Origin of the sequence: Nitrobacter hamburgensis X14, assembly GCF_000013885.1 — a bacterium.
In the GTDB taxonomy this organism is placed as follows: domain Bacteria; phylum Pseudomonadota; class Alphaproteobacteria; order Rhizobiales; family Xanthobacteraceae; genus Nitrobacter; species Nitrobacter hamburgensis.
Genome location: NC_007964.1, coordinates 503420 through 519133 on the forward strand (window position 1 = coordinate 503420; position 15714 = coordinate 519133).

Consider the following 15714-nt stretch of genomic DNA (forward strand, 5'->3'; position numbering starts at 1 on the left):
TCAAATAATGTGCCGGGTTTCATGGGATCGTGATCGGGTGGAGGACTTTGCCCGCGTGCTGGCCGTGCGCTAAGAGCGGGCGGCTCCTCCGTTAACCATGCCCGCGCCCCGGACCGATCCTTGACGAAAACGTTTGCCTCACCGCTTCCCATCGACGTCGTGCTCGACGAGCTTGGACGGACGCTTAGCGCGAGCAATACGGCGGTGCTGGTGGCGCCGCCCGGCGCCGGCAAGACGACGCGGGTGCCGCTGGCGCTGCTCGATGCGTCCTGGACCAAGAGCAAAAAGATCATCGTGCTGGAGCCGCGCCGGATCGCGGCGCGCGCCAGCGCGGAGCGGATGGCGAAGACGCTGGGCGAGCGCGCCGGCGAGACCGTGGGCTATCGCGTGCGCTTCGGCTCGAAAGTCTCGCGCGCGACCCGCATCGAGGTCGTCACCGAGGGAATCTTCTCGCGGCAGATTCTCGACGATCCCGAACTGACCGGCGTCGCCGCGGTGCTGTTCGATGAGTTTCACGAGCGCTCGCTCGATGCCGATTTGGGGCTTGCGCTCGCGCGCGACGTGCAGACCGGCTTGCGGGAGGACTTGCGCATCCTCGTGATGTCCGCGACCATCGACGGCGCGCGGATAGCAAAGCGTCTCGGCGATGCGCCAGTGATCGAAAGCGAAGGCCGCGCCTTCCCGGTCGAGACGCGCTATCTCGGCCGCAAGCCGGATGCGCCGCTGGAGCGGCAGATGGCTGACGCGATCGCGGTGGCGCTGCGCACTGAAGCCGGTTCGGTGCTGGCGTTCCTGCCGGGCGCGGCCGAAATCCGCCGTACGCAAAATATGCTCGCCGAGCGGGTGCACGACGCATCGGTCGAGATTGTGCCGCTGTTCGGCGCGCTCGACGCAGCAACGCAGGATCGCGCCATCGCGCCGGCCCCGAAAGGCCATCGCAAGGTGGTGCTGGCGACCTCCATCGCCGAGACCTCGCTGACCATCGAGGGCGTCCGCATCGTGGTGGATTCCGGGATGGCGCGGGTGCCGCGCTACGAGCCGGACATCGGGCTGACGCGGCTTGAGACGATCCGCGCCTCGCGCGCCGCGGTGGATCAGCGTCGCGGCCGCGCCGGCCGCACCGAGCCCGGCGTCTGCTATCGGCTGTGGGACGAGCCGCAAACCGCCTCGCTTGCCGCCTACACGCAGCCGGAAATCCTCAGCGCCGATCTGTCGACGCTGGTGCTGGATCTCGCGCAATGGGGCGTCAGCGATCCGGCGGCGCTGACCTTTCTCGATTCCCCGCCCGCGCCGGCATTGAACGAAGCGCGGAGCCTGCTGCGCGAGCTCGGTGCGCTCGATGCCGACGGCCGCATCACTGATGAGGGCAAAAGCCTGCGGGCGCTGGCGTTGCCGCCACGGCTGGCTCGCATGATCGTGGATTCGCATCGTCTCGGCGCGGGTCGCGAGGCCGCCGATATCGCAGCGGTGCTGACCGAGCGCGGACTCGGCGGCGACAGCGTCGATCTCGAGGCGCGGCTCGACAATTTCCGCCGCGACCGTTCGCCGCGCGCCGCCGGCGCAAGGCAACTCGCGGAGCGGTGGGCATCGCAGGTGGCGGCTCCTTTGACCCCTCCCCACCAGAGGGGGCAGGGAGAAGCCATTCCGTCCACCGGCGTTATGCTGGCCTTCGCGTTTCCCGATCGCGTGGCGCGCAATCGCGGTAACGGCTCGTTCGTGCTCGTTAACGGCCGCGGCGCGTCGGTCGATCCGGCGTCCGCGTTGGCGCGAAGGCCCTATATCGCCGTCGCCGAACTGACCGGCACCGCCGCCAGCGGCCGGATTCTGCTGGCCGCGCCGATCACACAAACGGACATCGAATTGCGCTTCGCGAACCAGATCGAGACCGACGACGAGGTCGTGTTCGACCGCGCGGCGATGGCGTTGCGGGCGCGGAGACGGAAGCGGCTGCACGCGATCACGCTCTCCGAGGCGCCGCTGGCGGTCGTTCCGTCGATGGCGGCGGCGCGCATCCTCGCGGAAGGCCTGACGGGTGCGGGGCTGGATCGCCTGCCCTGGTCGAAACCGCTGAAGCAGTGGCGCGACCGCGTGATGTTCCTGCGCGCGGCGCAGCGGGAGGGGTGGCCCGATCTCTCCGATACGGGGCTTGCAGCCGAAATCGAAACCTGGCTGGTGCCTGCCCTATCAGACGCAACGTCGTTGAAGGATTTTTCCCCCGGCGATCTATCGGACGCGCTGATGGCGCTGCTGCCGTGGAATTTGCGCGCGCGGCTGGAGCGCGAGGCGCCGACTCATTTCGAGGCGCCGACCGGCACGATGCTGGCGATTGATTATCAAGCGGAGCAGGGGCCGACCATCACTGTGCGATTGCAGGAGCTGTTCGGCCTGACGGCGCATCCGTCGATCGCGCAAGGCAGGGTGCCGCTGGTTCTGGAATTGCTGTCGCCGGCGCATCGCCCGGTTCAGGTGACGCGCGACCTGCCGGGCTTCTGGCGCGGCAGCTATGCCGCCGTTCGCTCCGATCTGCGCGGACGCTATCCCAGGCACCCCTGGCCGGACGACCCGGCGAACGCGCCGCCGACGCGACGGGTCAAGCCGCGTGGGACCTGAGGAGCGTTGACGTCTCGCCGCCTGTTTTCGCCGGGAACCTGTACCGGCCTCGCAGCGTTAACAAGGGTCTCGCTCCGAGGCCTCTCCCCATGGACATGCCGTTGCAACCGACCTGGTCCGACATCGCGATCCGTCTCGCCTTGACGATGATTGCAGGCGGCATCGTCGGTTTCGATCGGGGCGCGCGGGGGCACGCGGCGGGATTTCGCACCATCATTCTGGTCGGACTTGCCGCCTCGGTCGCCATGATCCAGACCAACATCCTGCTGTCGACGAGCGGCAGGACGCCCGAGTCCTTCGCCGTGATGGACGTCTTGCGTTTGCCGCTCGGCATCCTCACCGGCGTCGGCTTCATCGGCGCCGGGACCATCGTCAAGAAAGGCGATCTCATCACCGGGATCACCACCGCGGCAACGTTGTGGCTGATGACGGTGATCGGCCTCTGTCTGGGGGGCGGTCAACTGGTAATTGGCATGATTACCACCGTGCTGGCCGTCATCACCCTGTGGGCGCTGCAATGGGTGGACCGCGCGATTCCCCGCGAGCACCGCGCCAGATTGACCGTGACGGCCGACACGGAGATGCGTGCGATGATTGAGCTGCCGCGCCTGACCGGCGGACTCGGCTATCGCGCGCGCTTCGCGGAGGTCGAACGGCGCGATGACGGGTCGATCGATTGCTCATTCGATATCTCGTGGCGGCGCGCCGAGCGATCGACGCCGCCGGCCGATCTGCTGGCGCTGATCCGGCAGCACTATGAGGTCAAGGTGTTCGCCCTGACCACCGAAAACGGCCGCTAGAATTTTCTCGATTGCGTCACTGCCCCGCGTCAAAGACTCCCGCGTTAACGCTTCGCTCATCGTTTTCCCAAATAACGAACGTCGTCGTCGTGTATCAGTGAGTATGCGCCATGCGTAATCTGATGATTTTTGCCGCGCTTCTGATCGGTGCCGGCACCTATATGGCGCAACTGGCCGACAAGATGACCGCAACCGCGGCGGCGCGGGTCACCACCCCCGCGCAGCAGACGGCATTTACCGCGATTCAGGATAACACCCAGGCCGATAGCCGCAGTGTCAGCATCGCACGCGACGGCCGCGGCCACTTCCAGACCGAAGGCCGGATCGACGGCCAGCGCATCGGCTTCATGGTCGATACCGGTGCGTCGGTGATCGCGCTCAACGAAACCTCGGCGGCACGGATCGGCGTGCGGCCCTCGCAAAACGACTACACCACGCAGGTGACCACGGCCAACGGCAAGGTCAAGGCGGCGCGCACCCGGCTCGCCATGGTTGACGTCGGCGGTCTCATCGTGCGCGATGTCGATGCCATGGTGCTGCCTGACGAGGCGCTGTCGGAAAACCTGCTTGGCCTGTCGTTTTTATCCAGGCTCAAGCGCTTCGAATTCGCGAACGGGCGGATGCTGCTGGAACAATAGACCGGCGGCGCCGTTGATTTCAGCTGCGGTGCCGCGCGCTGCTGTGCCGTTGCGAATTATGCCGCAATTGCCGCTCAAACCGGCCCCCCGCACAAGGCTGCACTTTCGTTGTAGTCACGTCCTTTCCCTAACGAGGCCATCTGCATGTTTCCGAAGCCGAAACCCGTTCTGGCGCCGAACACCTATGCCTATGAATCCGAGCCGATGGTGAAGGCAACCGGCTTTCGCGAATACGACGCGCGCTGGCTGTTCGGCAAGGAAATCAACCTGATGGGCATTCAGGCGCTGGGCATGGGGCTCGGCACGCTGATCGGCGAGCTCGGGCAGAAGAAGGAAATCGTCACCGGTCATGATTTCCGCAGTTATTCGTCGTCGATCAAATACGCGCTGATCTCCGGCCTGCTGGCATCCGGCTGCAAGGTCCACGATATCGGACTGTGCATGACGCCGACGGCGTATTTTGCGCAGTTCGAGCTCGACGTCCCCTGCGTCGCCATGGTGACGGCGTCGCACAACGACAACGGCTGGACCGGCGTCAAGATGGGCGCCAACCGGCCCCTGACCTTTGGCCCCGACGAGATGACGCGGCTGAAGGAGATCGTGCTCGAAGCCGCCTTCGCCAACACAATCGGCGGCGGCTATCAGTTTCACGAGAATTTTCCGGCGCGCTACATCGCCGACCTGACCAAGCGCCCGAAGCTGAAGCGCAAGCTCAGGGCGGTCGTGGCATGCGGCAACGGTACCGCCGGCGCCTTCGCGCCTGCCGTGATGGAGGCGATCGGCTGCGAGGTGATCCCGCTCGATACCGAGCCCGATTACACCTTCCCGAAGTACAATCCGAATCCCGAAGACATGAAGATGCTGCACGCGATCCGCGACGCGGTGCTCGAACACAAGGCCGATGTCGGCCTCGGCTTCGACGGCGACGGCGACCGTTGCGGTGTGGTCGACAACACCGGCGAGGAAATCTTCGCCGACAAGGTCGGCGTGATGCTGGCGCGCGACATGTCGGCGATACACAAGGATGCGCATTTCGTGGTCGATGTGAAGTCGACCGGCCTGTTTGTCACCGATCCGGTGTTGCAGCAGCAGGGCGCCAGCGCGACCTACTGGAAAACCGGTCATTCCTACATGAAGCGGCGCACCAATGAACTCGGCGCGCTCGCCGGTTTCGAGAAATCCGGCCACTTCTTCTTCAACGCGCCTATGGGCCGCGGTTACGACGACGGCCTGATCTCGGCGATCGCCGTGTGCGACATGCTCGATCGCGCCGCCGGCAAATCGCTGGCCGATCTGAAGAACGCCTTGCCCAAAACCTGGTCGTCACCGACCATGTCGCCGCATTGCGCCGACGAAGCCAAATACGGCATCGTCGACAGCGTGGTGAAGCATTTCGAGGCGGCCAAAGCCAACGGCGACAAAGTGGCCGGCCAGCCGACCCGCGATCTCGTCACCGTCAACGGCGTCCGGGTCACAGTGGAGGACGGAAGCTGGGGGCTGGTGCGGGCTTCGTCGAACAAGCCCGAACTGGTGGTGGTGGTCGAAAGCCCGGTCTCCGAGCAGCGGATGCGCGACATGTTCGAGGCGATGGACAGCGTGCTGCGCACCCATCCGGAAGTTGGCGAATACAATCAGAAGATCTGACAGAGGCGTCATTGCCGGACTTGATCCAGCAATCCATCAGATGACGGATGCGCGGATCAAGCCCGCGTATGACGATTGAAATCGCTACACCGCGCTTGCTGCCGGCACCGGCAGCGCCGTCACCGATTTGATCTTTTCCATCGCGAATCGCGAAGTAACGTTCTTCAGCGCCACGGCGCTGATCAGCTTCTTGTAAAAAAGGTCGTAGCTGGCCATGTCGGCGACCACGACGCGCAGCATGTAATCGACGTCGCCCGCCATGCGGTAGAGTTCCATCACCTCGGGCATCGCGCTGACCGCATCGGCGAACGTCTTCAGCCATGCGTCGGAGTGGTCGCCGCTTTCCACCGACACGAACACCGAAATGCCGAGCCCGATCTTGTTCTGGTCGACCAGCGCGACCCGGCGCAGGATGATGCCGTCCGCTTCGAGCCGCTGGATCCGTTTCCAGCAAGGAGTCGAGGACAACCCGACCCGATCGCCGATCTCGGCCACGGACAGGGACGCGTCCTCCTGGAGCACGGTCAGGATCTTGCGGTCGATGGCGTCGAGGCGACGGCCGGACTCAGGAGGCTGGAGGGCGATGTCGCTCATGATTAGAACATTGTTCCAATATTGAAGTTGTTCAACCTCATATATAGACAAATATTCCAACGCAAGAGCGGTCAGCCCGGACTATGCGGAGGTCGAGGCCGCCTGTCGCAAAAGCGCTTCCACTTCAGGACGTTGCGGGCAGGCGAAGGCCCCGCCGAAGCGGGTACATTTGATAGCGGCTGCGGCGGAGGCAAACCTGAGCGCCTCCTGCACGTCCTGCTTTTCGGTGATGGCGAGAACGAACGCACCATGGAAGACGTCCCCGGCGCCCAGCGTGTCCACGGTGTGGACCGGAAAGGCTGGAGTCTGCCGGAGAGCGCCGTTCGGATCGAGCCACACCGTGCCCTGCGCCCCGCGCGTTCCGGCAAGGAATGACGAGGTGGCCCTGGCGAGCTTCTGCAGCGCCGCCGCATCGTCGGCGACACCGGCCGTGGCCTGGAGCGCTTCGCTGGAGAAAATCAGATGTGACGATGCGGTCAGCAGACCCTCCCGCATCGACATGGCGGAATCGACATCGACCACGACGGGGATACCGCGCCGGTGCGCTTCGGCACAGAGACCGGTGCAAAATGCGGCGCAGCGATTCTCTGTCAGGATCGCGTCACAGTCCTCAAGCAGCTTGTCGGGGTCCGGCAGTCGCACCTTCCACAATTCCGGGTCGCGGAAGGTGATGATGGTGCGCTCGCCGCCGGGATCGATCATGACAGTGGAGATCGGTGTCACCAGACCCGGCATGTGGACGATGTCCCGCATCCCGATGCCGAGTTCCGCGGCCTTGTCGAAGATGTAGCGGCTGGATGTTTCGCCGGCGTCGCCCATCGGACCGCAGAACGCCGCGAGGCCGCCGAGTCTGGAGATGGCGATGGCCGCGTTGAGCGCGTTGCCGCCGGCGATTTCCTCGAAATGCTCGGCGCCGACCTTGAAACCGCGCGCCGGCAGGCCCTGTACGCGAAAGGTCATGTCGCGCACCGGAATGCCAATACACAGGATGCGTGGTTTTTTTATCATGCGGGAATCCTTGCCGATGAGGAAGGTCGAGACAAGCGGTTAAATCGGCACGTTTTCGCTCACGCTCCGCCGGCCAGAGCCTTTCCGCTTCTAATAAAATCAGAAGCGGGGCTCTATGATTTTGATTTGACGCGTTTTCTTCACGCGAACCAGTATCCATCCTCGGGTCAAGCCCGAGGACATGCTTCGCTCGAAAACGCTATAGAGTCCTGACAATTGGTCTAACCCAGCCCTATCCTGCGCCGGATCGCATTGATGAATGCCTCAAGCCCTGCCGCATCGTATTCGCGCGCGGGCACAGCGCCCCAGACCGGGCGCGGCCACGCGGCGTCGCCTATGCGACGCGCGATGACGTGGACATGGAGTTGCGGCACCTGATTGCCGAGCGCGGCCACATTCAGCTTGTCGCAACCGGTGATGTCCTTGAGCGCTTCCGAGACCTGACCGATCTCGGTCATCAGACGCGTACGCGCGTCCGGATCGAGGTCGATGATCTCGACCGCGTCGGGCTGTCTTGGGACCAGGATGAGCCAGGGATAGTTGGGGTCCTTGCTGAGCAGCAGCCGGCAGAGCGGCAGATCGCCGATTGCGACCGTGTCGCTGTCGAGCTGCGGGTGAAGCGACCAGATTGCGGACATTGTTTGCGAACACTTTAATCAAGGCGTGCCGGTGCAAGCTGGCCCGGCGACCTGCACAGGTCAATGGCCGGAACCCGGATGGCCGGATACCTGCGTGCCGCTTGCTTTCCGGTCCTTTTGGCCCCAAATAGGGATCGGGAGATTGGCGGTGGACGAGCCACTCGCCAATCGGGTCAGGTCCGGAAGGAAGCAGCCCTAACGAGGTCCGGATCGGGTCGCTCGTCAGTCTCCTACCTGTTTTTTGGACGAGCCATGCCAGCGCCGGATTCCGGCCTGGCCCGAAAGGCCGCTCCAGTTGTTCCGCAAGCCGGCTTCGAGAGAGAAAAATTGCGGATCGCTCAATGACCGATGCTGGCAATCCCGCGACTTCCACCGATGGCGCCGCCGGCCAGAGCGGATTCGATCTCGGCGTGGGGCCGTCCGAGTCTGGTGCCGCCTACCGTGTGTTGGCGCGCAAATACCGTCCCGCCAGCTTTGACGATCTCATCGGACAGGAGGCGCTGGTGCGCACCGTGTCCAATGCTTTTGAGACCGGACGGATCCCGCAGGCCTGGATCCTGACTGGCGTACGCGGCGTGGGGAAAACCACCACCGCGCGTATTCTCGCCCGCGCGCTGAATTACGAATTGCCGGACGGTTCGGTGAAGGGACCGACCATCCGGATGCCGAAGCTTGGCGTTCACTGCCAGGCCATCATGGAAAGCCGGCACATCGATGTGCTGGAAATGGACGCTGCCTCCCATACCGGCGTCGACGATGTCAGGCAGATCAACGACAGCGTGCGCTATGCGCCTTCAAGTGCGCGCTACAAGGTCTACATCATCGACGAAGTTCACATGCTGTCGACGGCAGCCTTCAACGCGTTTCTGAAGACGCTGGAAGAACCGCCGGAGCACGCCAAGTTCGTGTTCGCGACCACCGAAATCCGAAAAGTGCCGGTGACGGTGCTGTCGCGCTGCCAGCGCTTCGATCTCAAGCGTGTCGATGCGGATGTCCTGGTGACGCACCTCGGCAACATCGCGGCGAAAGAGAATGTCGAGGTCGAGCCGGAAGCGCTCGGCATCGTGGCGCGGGCGGCCGAAGGCTCGGTGCGCGATTCGCTGTCGCTGTTCGACCAGGCCATCGCTCACGCCGCCGGCGTGGTCCGGGCCGATGCTGTCCGGCAGATGCTGGGCCTCGCGGACCGCACCCGGGTCATCGATCTGTTCTATTCGCTGGCGCGGGGCGATATCGCGAGCGCGTTCCGCGAATTTCGTGACCAGTACGATACCGGCGCCGATCCGGTCGTGGTGCTCAGTGATCTCGCCGAGTTCGTCAACTTCGTGACTCGCATCAAGATCGTTCCGGCGCTCGCCGACAATATTGCATTCGGCGAAACCGAACGCCTGCGCGCCCGCGATTTTGCCGCAAAACTGTCGATGCGCGTGCTGTCGCGGATGTGGCAGATGCTGCTGAAAGGCATCACCGAAGTCCAGGGCGCGACGCGGCCGGCGGCGGCAGCCGAAATGGTGTTGGTGCGCATCGCCTATGTGGCGGATCTTCCGACGCCGGATGAAGCGATCCGGATGCTGGATCGGAACGGCGGCGAATCGCCGGTTGTCCCGAACAACGCCGCGCCGCAAAGGCCGGCTCCCGGATCGATGTCGTCGGCCCAATCGTCGGCCGCGCGTACCTTGTCGGCGCCGCGCGCCGCCGCAGAGCCGGCGTCCCGCCCGCAGGCGATCACGCCGATGGTCGATCCGACGGGGGCGGTGCCGGCGGTGCGGCTCGAGAGTTTTACCGAACTCGTGGCGCTCGCCGGCGAAAAGCGCGATCTGATCATCAAGGCCGCGCTCGAGGCCGACATGCGCCTTGTCCGCATGGAAGACGGCCGGCTCGAGGTCGCGCTCGAACGCAGCGCGGCGCGCACGCTGGTGAACGAACTCGCGCGCAAGCTGGAGCAGTGGACGGGCCGGCGCTGGACCGTGATCGTCTCCAACGAGCCCGGCCAGCCGACGCTGCGCTCGCAGGCGCTGCTGCAAAAGAACGAGCGGGAGCGCGCCGCCGAGGCCGATCCGCGCGTGAAGGACGTGCTGGCGCGTTTTCCCGGCGCCAAAGTGGTCGAGGTGCGAAAGCTCGCTTTGTCGCCGCCGGATTCCGATACCGTTCCTGACGATCAGGCCGACGGCTTCGACGGCGGCGACGAATAGCAAAAGGAACGTTTGATGGCTGACTTTCTTGGCATGATGAAGCAGGCGGCTCAATTGCAATCCAAGATGAAGGCGATGCAGGACGAGCTCGACCACGTCGAGGTCGAAGGCGCTTCCGGCGGCGGTCTCGTCAGCGTGCGGATGACCGCGAAGATGGAAGTCAAGGCGATCTCGATCGATCCGTCGCTGATGAAGCCGGACGAACGCGAAATCCTCGAGGACCTTGTGGTGAGCGCACTCGGCGATGCGCGCCGCAAGGCGGAGGTCGCGATGCAGGAGAAGATGCAGGCGTTGACCGGGGGGCTTGGTCTGCCGCCCGGCCTGGGTCTTGGCTAATTCCTCATCAGATGCGGCAAACTCGCTGGATTTCTTCGCCAGGCGAAGGGCGATCGACAACATGCGCAGGGTGTGACGACCGATGGCCTCCGTTGCCGGACCCGAGATCGATCGTCTGATCCAGTTGCTGGCGCGGCTGCCGGGGCTTGGGCCCCGCTCGGCGCGGCGGGCAGCGCTGCATTTGATCAAGAAGCGCGAGGCGCTGATGACGCCGCTGGCGAGCGCGCTTCAGGTCGCGATCGACAGGATCCAGATCTGCGAAATCTGCGGCAACATCGATACGCGCAGTCCATGCACGGTGTGCACGGACATGCGGCGCGATCCCTCCATCATCGTCGTGGTTGCGGATGTGGCTGACCTCTGGGCGCTGGAGCGCGCCGGCGCCACTAACGGATTCTATCACGTGCTCGGCGCGACGCTGTCGCCGCTCGACGGCGTCGGCCCTCAGGACCTCACCATAGATGCGCTGGTGTCGCGGGCGCACGATCCGCGTGTGACGGAAATCGTGCTGGCGCTGAATGCGACCGTCGATGGCCAGACCACGGCGCATTACATTACCGACCTGCTTGGCGAGGCCAACGTGAAGGTGACGCGGCTCGCCCACGGCGTTCCGGTCGGAGGTGAACTCGACTATCTCGATGAAGGGACGCTGTCGGCTGCGATGCGGCAGCGCACGCCGTTCTAGAGCTACTCCGGCCTTGATGGAATCAAAGCCAGGCCAAGCTTTTCGTTTTGACGCGTTTTCTTGACGCGAACCGGTAGGCCATCCTCCGGTCAAACCCGAGGACATGCATCGCTCGAAAACGCTATAGCTAACCCAGTTCGAAGCCGGAGAATTCAAACCCCGGCGCCACCGTGCATCCCACCAGTGTCCAGTCGCCGCTGCTCTGTGCCGTCTGCCAGGCATAAGCGGGCACCAGCGCTTGAGGTACTTCGCCCGCCGCGAGATTTGCGCCGAGACATATCGTGCGCATGATGGCGCCGTCGTCGATCTGCAGTAGCAGCGGGCTGCCGGCGTAGTAGTGCCAGACCTCCACCGCATCGATGCGATGCCGGCGCGAGCGTTCGCCGCGCGCCAGCAGGAAATAGATCGCGGTCGAGGCGGCGCGGCCCTGGTCGTCGGTGCGGACGTCGCGAAAGGTCTCGCGATAGTGGCCGCCTTCCGGGTGCGGTTTGAGACCCAGCCGCGCGATGATGTCGGCGGCGGAGAGCGCCATATCCATCAGAGCGCCATAAGCTCAGGACTTGTTCTTGCGTTCGCGCAACTCGCCGAAAACATCGGCCCCGCTGGCTCCCTTCATGTGCACGCCGGCCGCCACGGCCGGATCGTCGGCGCGCAGGAACACGTTGGCCTTCTTCTCCTCGCCCATCAGGGTCGGCACCGTCGGCTTGTTCTCGGCGCGCAACCGCGCGACGTCCTCGGCACGGGCCTTGAGGGCTGCGTTGTTCGGCTCCACGGTGAGCGCGAATTTCACGTTCGATGCGGTGTATTCGTGGCCGCAATAGAGTCGGAAATCGTCCGGCAGCGCGCGCAGTTTCAAAAGCGAGTCCCACATCATCGGATAGGTGCCCTCGATCACCCGCCCGCAGCCGATCGAGAACAGGGTGTCGGCGGCGAACACCACCTTCTCGTCGTCGAACACGTAGCTGATGTGGTCCAGCGTGTGGCCCGGTGTTTCCAGCACGCGTCCCAGCAGCGTTCCGACCTTGACGATATCGCCCTGGCCGACGCGTAGGTCCACGTTCGCGATCGGGGCTTTCTTGTCATGCGGCGCGACCACCCTGCATTTGTACTTCTGCTTCAGTTCCGCGATGCCGCCGATATGATCGGCGTGGTGATGGGTGACCAGAATATCGGTCAGCGTCCAGCCCTCACGATCCAGCGCCTCGATGATCGGCCCGGCCTCCGGGGCATCGATCGCGGCGGTCGCATCGGTCGCGGGGTCGTGAATCAGGACGCCGAAATTATCGGTGAGGCAGGTGAACAGGCGAATGTCGGCGGTCATGTCATCTCCGTGAACCCGAGAGGTCGAGGCTAGAGCTATTCCGACTTTGATGGAATCAAAGTCGGGCTCCAGCTTTTTATTTTGGCGCGTTTTCTTGATGCGAACCGGTACCTACTTCGCTCGAAAACGCCATAGCACAGGCATTTGTGGTAAAACACGCCGTTAACGGTGGTTCACGATTGCACAAATCGGGGCGGGCAGGGGTGCCGTGTCTGCCGGCAACATGGTAGATGTGGGCCATGGCGATCGACGTCATCGACCTTCGCGATTTCTATGCGCAGCGCCTCGGCATCGTGGCGCGGCGGCTGATCAATCGCGGCATTCATGCGCATTGGCCGAGTATGGAAGGTCAGTGCGTGGTCGGCCTCGGCTACCCGACGCCTTATCTCGGCCTGTTCCGCGAGGACTGCGAACGCTGTATCGCCTTCATGCCGGCGGCGCAGGGCGTACTGAAATGGCCGACGGCGCGGCCGGCGCTGGCGACCCTGGTCGACGAGCTTTCGTTGCCGCTGCAGGATGCGGTGGCGGATCGCATCCTGCTGGTTCATGCGCTGGAAATGTCGGACGATCCGGAAAGCCTGCTGCGTGAAGTGTGGCGCGTCCTCTCGCCGTCGGGCCGTATGATGGTGATCGTTCCCAATCGCCGCGGTATCTGGACCAGGACCGATGCCACGCCGTTCGGCTACGGCCGACCGTATTCGCGCTCGCAGATCACCCAACTGCTGCGGCAGACATGGTTTACGCCGTCGGCCTGGGGCGAGGCGCTGTTCGTCCCGCCGATCAATGGCGGCTGGTTCCTGCGTTCGGCCGCGGCATGGGAGCGCGTCGGCGCGGCGCTGTCGCTGCCATTCGCCGGCGTTCATATCGTAGAGGCGACCAAGCAGGTCTATCGCCCCATTGCCGCAAAGCGGCAGCACAGCCGGTTGATCCCCGCCTTGCCGCCTGCGCTCGCGCCGTCGTCATGCAGCGCTGAGGAGTGATATCCGATCGCGGATTCCGAGGCTTTCACCCCATCCGAAAGAGGGTGAAACGCATTGCTATTCGTTGCCGGAGTTGAAGTCCTCGCCGGGGACGGGTGGCTGCACCATGCCGTCCGGGCGCGGACTATGCGGGCGCCGGCGCCGGCGCGGCGGGAAGCGGTCGTTGCGCTCACTGCCCTGATGGCCGTTGCCTTCGAACCGGCTGCCGCTCGCCTGCGGCTGCGCTCCCGTGATGAACGACGGCAGGCGATCGACGCCGCCATCGTCGGCGGGCTGCATCGCTGGTTGCGGCTGATATTGCGGCTGCGGTTGACGGTGCTCGCGGGGCTGCTGCTGGTCGCGCTGAAAGGGTTGCGGGTCGCGCTGATGATGGTCGCGCGGCTGCTGAACCGGAACGAAGCCCGGCTCCGCCCCGAAATTCGAGTAGCTTTCGCTGTCGTCATCGCCGCCCGCATCGTCCGGCGTGTCGACGTCGATCCGGGGCTGTTGCTGCGGCTGGCTCTGGCGAAACTGTTCCTGCGCCGCGGCGATCAGGCGGAAATAGTGCTCGGCGTGCTGATAGTAGTTCTCGGCGGCCACGGGGTCGCCGGATGAGCGAGCGTCGCGGGCGAGCTGGACGTATTTCTCGGCGACGTGAGAGGCGGTGCCGCGGATCTTGATGTCGGGACCATTGGACTCGAAAACCCGCGTCATCGGATTCTGGCCGCGCCGGTTGTTATTGTTATTATTGCTATTGTTCCGGTTACGCATCCGCTTGTTGTTATTCTGACCGTTTCTCATGTCCCGCCTTCGGTTATCAGCCTTGAAGTTTCCAGCCTTGAAGTTCCCAGCCTAGGGAATCGCCTTAGCGTTTCGTCATAATTGCCGCCGCCAACGCGGCCCCGCGCAACGCGCATCGGCGCCGCTCATCTCCATAACGGATTCGTTGATCGTCGCGCTCAGCAAACACGCGTTCCCAGGTCGCCGGCAGGCGCATCGCACCGGCACGGCCAGATCATTCAGCCAGAGACACCAAACTCAGGTTTTCTCGCGTGAGTCTTCAAGCGCAATATAGGCTTTCGTTCGCTTCGCGGTCGCAAGCAGCGCAGCTCTCGCCCATCGCGCTCGATATGACCTGCCCTCAAGAACCGTTCACTCGGGCCGGTTCTCGTCCCGGAACTCTAGGCTCACCTGCAACAATGCTGCGGGGCCAGCAACCCGGGACCAATGTTATACACGAAACGTAATCGCTCCCGAGAGATATTCCAAGTGGTTTTTTATGGCTCAATCGGGCTTTAAAAGGGCAATTTCCGGGCTGCGACGGCGCGGCCGATGCCCGCGAGGTCGGCCCTCGCGGGCCCGGCGACCGTTAACCCTGCGGCGGCCACCAGCCGGACGACGTCGCCGTCCTGACCCTGCCCGACCTCCAGCACGAGGAGTCCGCCGGGCGCTAGCAGCCCCGCCGCCTGCGGCGCGATCCGGCGATAGGCTTCGAGCCCGTCGCTGCCGCCGTCCAATGCGAGATGCGGATCGTGGTCGCGCACCTCCGGCGCGAGAGACGCGATATCGGCCGAGCGGATATAGGGTGGGTTCGAGACGATCAGGTCGAACGGATCGGACAGGCCCCCCGCATAGTCGCTGACCGTGAAGTCTGCGCGCGGCGCGAGACCGAGGCGTTGCGCATTGGCTTTCGCAGTGTCGAGCGCCGCTGCGCTCAGATCAGTGCCGACGCCGGTGGCGTCCGGCAGTTCGCTCAACAGCGCGAGCAGGATCGCACCGCTGCCGGTGCCGAGATCGGCGATGCGGAGCGGCGTCCGGGTCCGGCCTTCGGCACGGAGGATTTCGAGCGCAGCCTCGACCACGGTTTCGGTATCCGGCCGCGGCACCAGCGTGTCCGCCGACAGCTTGAGCGGCAGCCCCCAGAAGTCCTTCGTTCCGAGAATGCGCGCCACCGGCTCGCCGGCAAGACGGCGTCGCGCGAAAGCGTCAAGGCACGCCGCGTCATCCGCGGTGAGCTGGCGCGGGCCTTGCGCGATCAGCCCGGTGAGATCGAGGTGCAGCGCTGCGCCGGTCAGCATTCGAGCGTCGAGCGCGGGGCTGTCGATCCCGGCGGCCTCGAGGCGTGCCGTCAGCAATCGTCGCGCGGTCTCTATTGTCTGTGCGGCGAATGATTCGGTCACGCGCGTTGCCTCAACAAGCCCGGCGTCGTCCCCGCGCAAGCAGCGACCCATACGCCTTGCCCGGTTCATTTGAACACCGCTGAATCGATCGTGCAAAACCACGGATGCGAGA

General features: G+C 64.5%; 15 protein-coding genes and 1 other RNA gene. 9 read left to right on the forward strand and 7 right to left on the reverse strand.

Annotated elements, in window-relative coordinates:
- Positions 1 to 120: 120 nt before the first annotated feature.
- The 4 genes from hrpB to NHAM_RS02375 all read left to right on the forward strand — a co-directional run bounded on the left by hrpB (position 121) and on the right by NHAM_RS02375 (position 5692).
- Positions 121 to 2610 carry an ATP-dependent helicase HrpB gene (gene hrpB, locus NHAM_RS02360; RefSeq protein ID WP_011509049.1) on the forward strand — a complete coding sequence of 830 codons (2490 nt, stop codon included), beginning with the start codon at positions 121 to 123 and terminating at the stop codon, positions 2608 to 2610.
- An 89-nt stretch (positions 2611 to 2699) separates the two neighbouring features.
- Positions 2700 to 3410, forward strand: a complete 711-nt coding sequence (locus NHAM_RS02365; protein ID WP_011509050.1) for an MgtC/SapB family protein — start codon at positions 2700 to 2702, stop codon at positions 3408 to 3410.
- A 110-nt stretch (positions 3411 to 3520) separates the two neighbouring features.
- Positions 3521 to 4048, forward strand: a complete 528-nt coding sequence (locus NHAM_RS02370; protein ID WP_011509051.1) for a TIGR02281 family clan AA aspartic protease — start codon at positions 3521 to 3523, stop codon at positions 4046 to 4048.
- A 144-nt stretch (positions 4049 to 4192) separates the two neighbouring features.
- On the forward strand, positions 4193 to 5692 hold the full coding sequence (locus tag NHAM_RS02375; RefSeq protein ID WP_011509052.1) for a phosphomannomutase/phosphoglucomutase: 1500 nt from the start codon (positions 4193 to 4195) through the stop codon (positions 5690 to 5692).
- An 84-nt stretch (positions 5693 to 5776) separates the two neighbouring features.
- On the opposite strand, the gene NHAM_RS02380 is transcribed toward NHAM_RS02375, so the two are convergent.
- The 3 genes from NHAM_RS02380 to NHAM_RS02390 form a co-directional block, all read right to left on the reverse strand.
- Positions 5777 to 6286 carry an Lrp/AsnC family transcriptional regulator gene (locus NHAM_RS02380; RefSeq protein ID WP_011509053.1) on the reverse strand — a complete coding sequence of 170 codons (510 nt, stop codon included), beginning with the start codon at positions 6284 to 6286 and terminating at the stop codon, positions 5777 to 5779.
- An 81-nt stretch (positions 6287 to 6367) separates the two neighbouring features.
- A complete protein-coding gene (locus NHAM_RS02385; RefSeq protein ID WP_011509054.1) occupies positions 6368 to 7294 on the reverse strand; it encodes a sugar kinase in 927 nt (308 codons plus the stop codon).
- A gap of 221 nt (positions 7295 to 7515) precedes the next feature.
- Positions 7516 to 7932 (reverse strand): HIT domain-containing protein, encoded by a 417-nt coding sequence (locus NHAM_RS02390; protein ID WP_011509055.1) that lies wholly within the window; start codon positions 7930 to 7932, stop codon positions 7516 to 7518.
- Positions 7933 to 8069: 137 nt separating this feature from the next.
- Between NHAM_RS02390 and ffs the strand changes: the two genes are divergently transcribed.
- From ffs to recR, 4 genes are all read left to right on the forward strand, one after another.
- An RNA gene (gene ffs / locus NHAM_RS24415) (signal recognition particle sRNA small type) lies at positions 8070 to 8166 on the forward strand.
- 107 nt (positions 8167 to 8273) lie between these two features.
- Positions 8274 to 10121: a DNA polymerase III subunit gamma/tau gene (locus NHAM_RS02395; protein ID WP_011509056.1), complete on the forward strand. Its 1848-nt coding sequence runs from the start codon at positions 8274 to 8276 to the stop codon at positions 10119 to 10121.
- A gap of 15 nt (positions 10122 to 10136) precedes the next feature.
- A complete protein-coding gene (locus NHAM_RS02400; RefSeq protein WP_011509057.1) occupies positions 10137 to 10457 on the forward strand; it encodes a YbaB/EbfC family nucleoid-associated protein in 321 nt (106 codons plus the stop codon).
- A gap of 82 nt (positions 10458 to 10539) precedes the next feature.
- Complete coding sequence (gene recR / locus NHAM_RS02405) at positions 10540 to 11142, forward strand: recombination mediator RecR (RefSeq protein ID WP_011509058.1); 603 nt, start codon at positions 10540 to 10542, stop codon at positions 11140 to 11142.
- A 127-nt stretch (positions 11143 to 11269) separates the two neighbouring features.
- Here the strand turns inward: recR and NHAM_RS02410 are convergent, their stop codons facing one another.
- Both NHAM_RS02410 and gloB read right to left on the reverse strand, forming a co-directional pair.
- Complete coding sequence (locus NHAM_RS02410; protein ID WP_011509059.1) at positions 11270 to 11680, reverse strand: cupin domain-containing protein; 411 nt, start codon at positions 11678 to 11680, stop codon at positions 11270 to 11272.
- Positions 11681 to 11695: 15 nt separating this feature from the next.
- Positions 11696 to 12463 carry a hydroxyacylglutathione hydrolase gene (gene gloB, locus NHAM_RS02415; protein ID WP_011509060.1) on the reverse strand — a complete coding sequence of 256 codons (768 nt, stop codon included), beginning with the start codon at positions 12461 to 12463 and terminating at the stop codon, positions 11696 to 11698.
- A gap of 239 nt (positions 12464 to 12702) precedes the next feature.
- Between gloB and NHAM_RS02420 the strand changes: the two genes are divergently transcribed.
- On the forward strand, positions 12703 to 13443 hold the full coding sequence (locus NHAM_RS02420) for a methyltransferase domain-containing protein (protein WP_011509061.1): 741 nt from the start codon (positions 12703 to 12705) through the stop codon (positions 13441 to 13443).
- Positions 13444 to 13500: 57 nt separating this feature from the next.
- Here the strand turns inward: NHAM_RS02420 and NHAM_RS02425 are convergent, their stop codons facing one another.
- Both NHAM_RS02425 and prmC read right to left on the reverse strand, forming a co-directional pair.
- On the reverse strand, positions 13501 to 14223 hold the full coding sequence (locus tag NHAM_RS02425; protein ID WP_011509062.1) for a DUF4167 domain-containing protein: 723 nt from the start codon (positions 14221 to 14223) through the stop codon (positions 13501 to 13503).
- Positions 14224 to 14717: 494 nt separating this feature from the next.
- Entirely contained in the window at positions 14718 to 15671 is a 954-nt protein-coding gene (prmC, locus tag NHAM_RS02430; protein ID WP_011509063.1) for a peptide chain release factor N(5)-glutamine methyltransferase, read from the reverse strand.
- Positions 15672 to 15714: the final 43 nt, after the last annotated feature.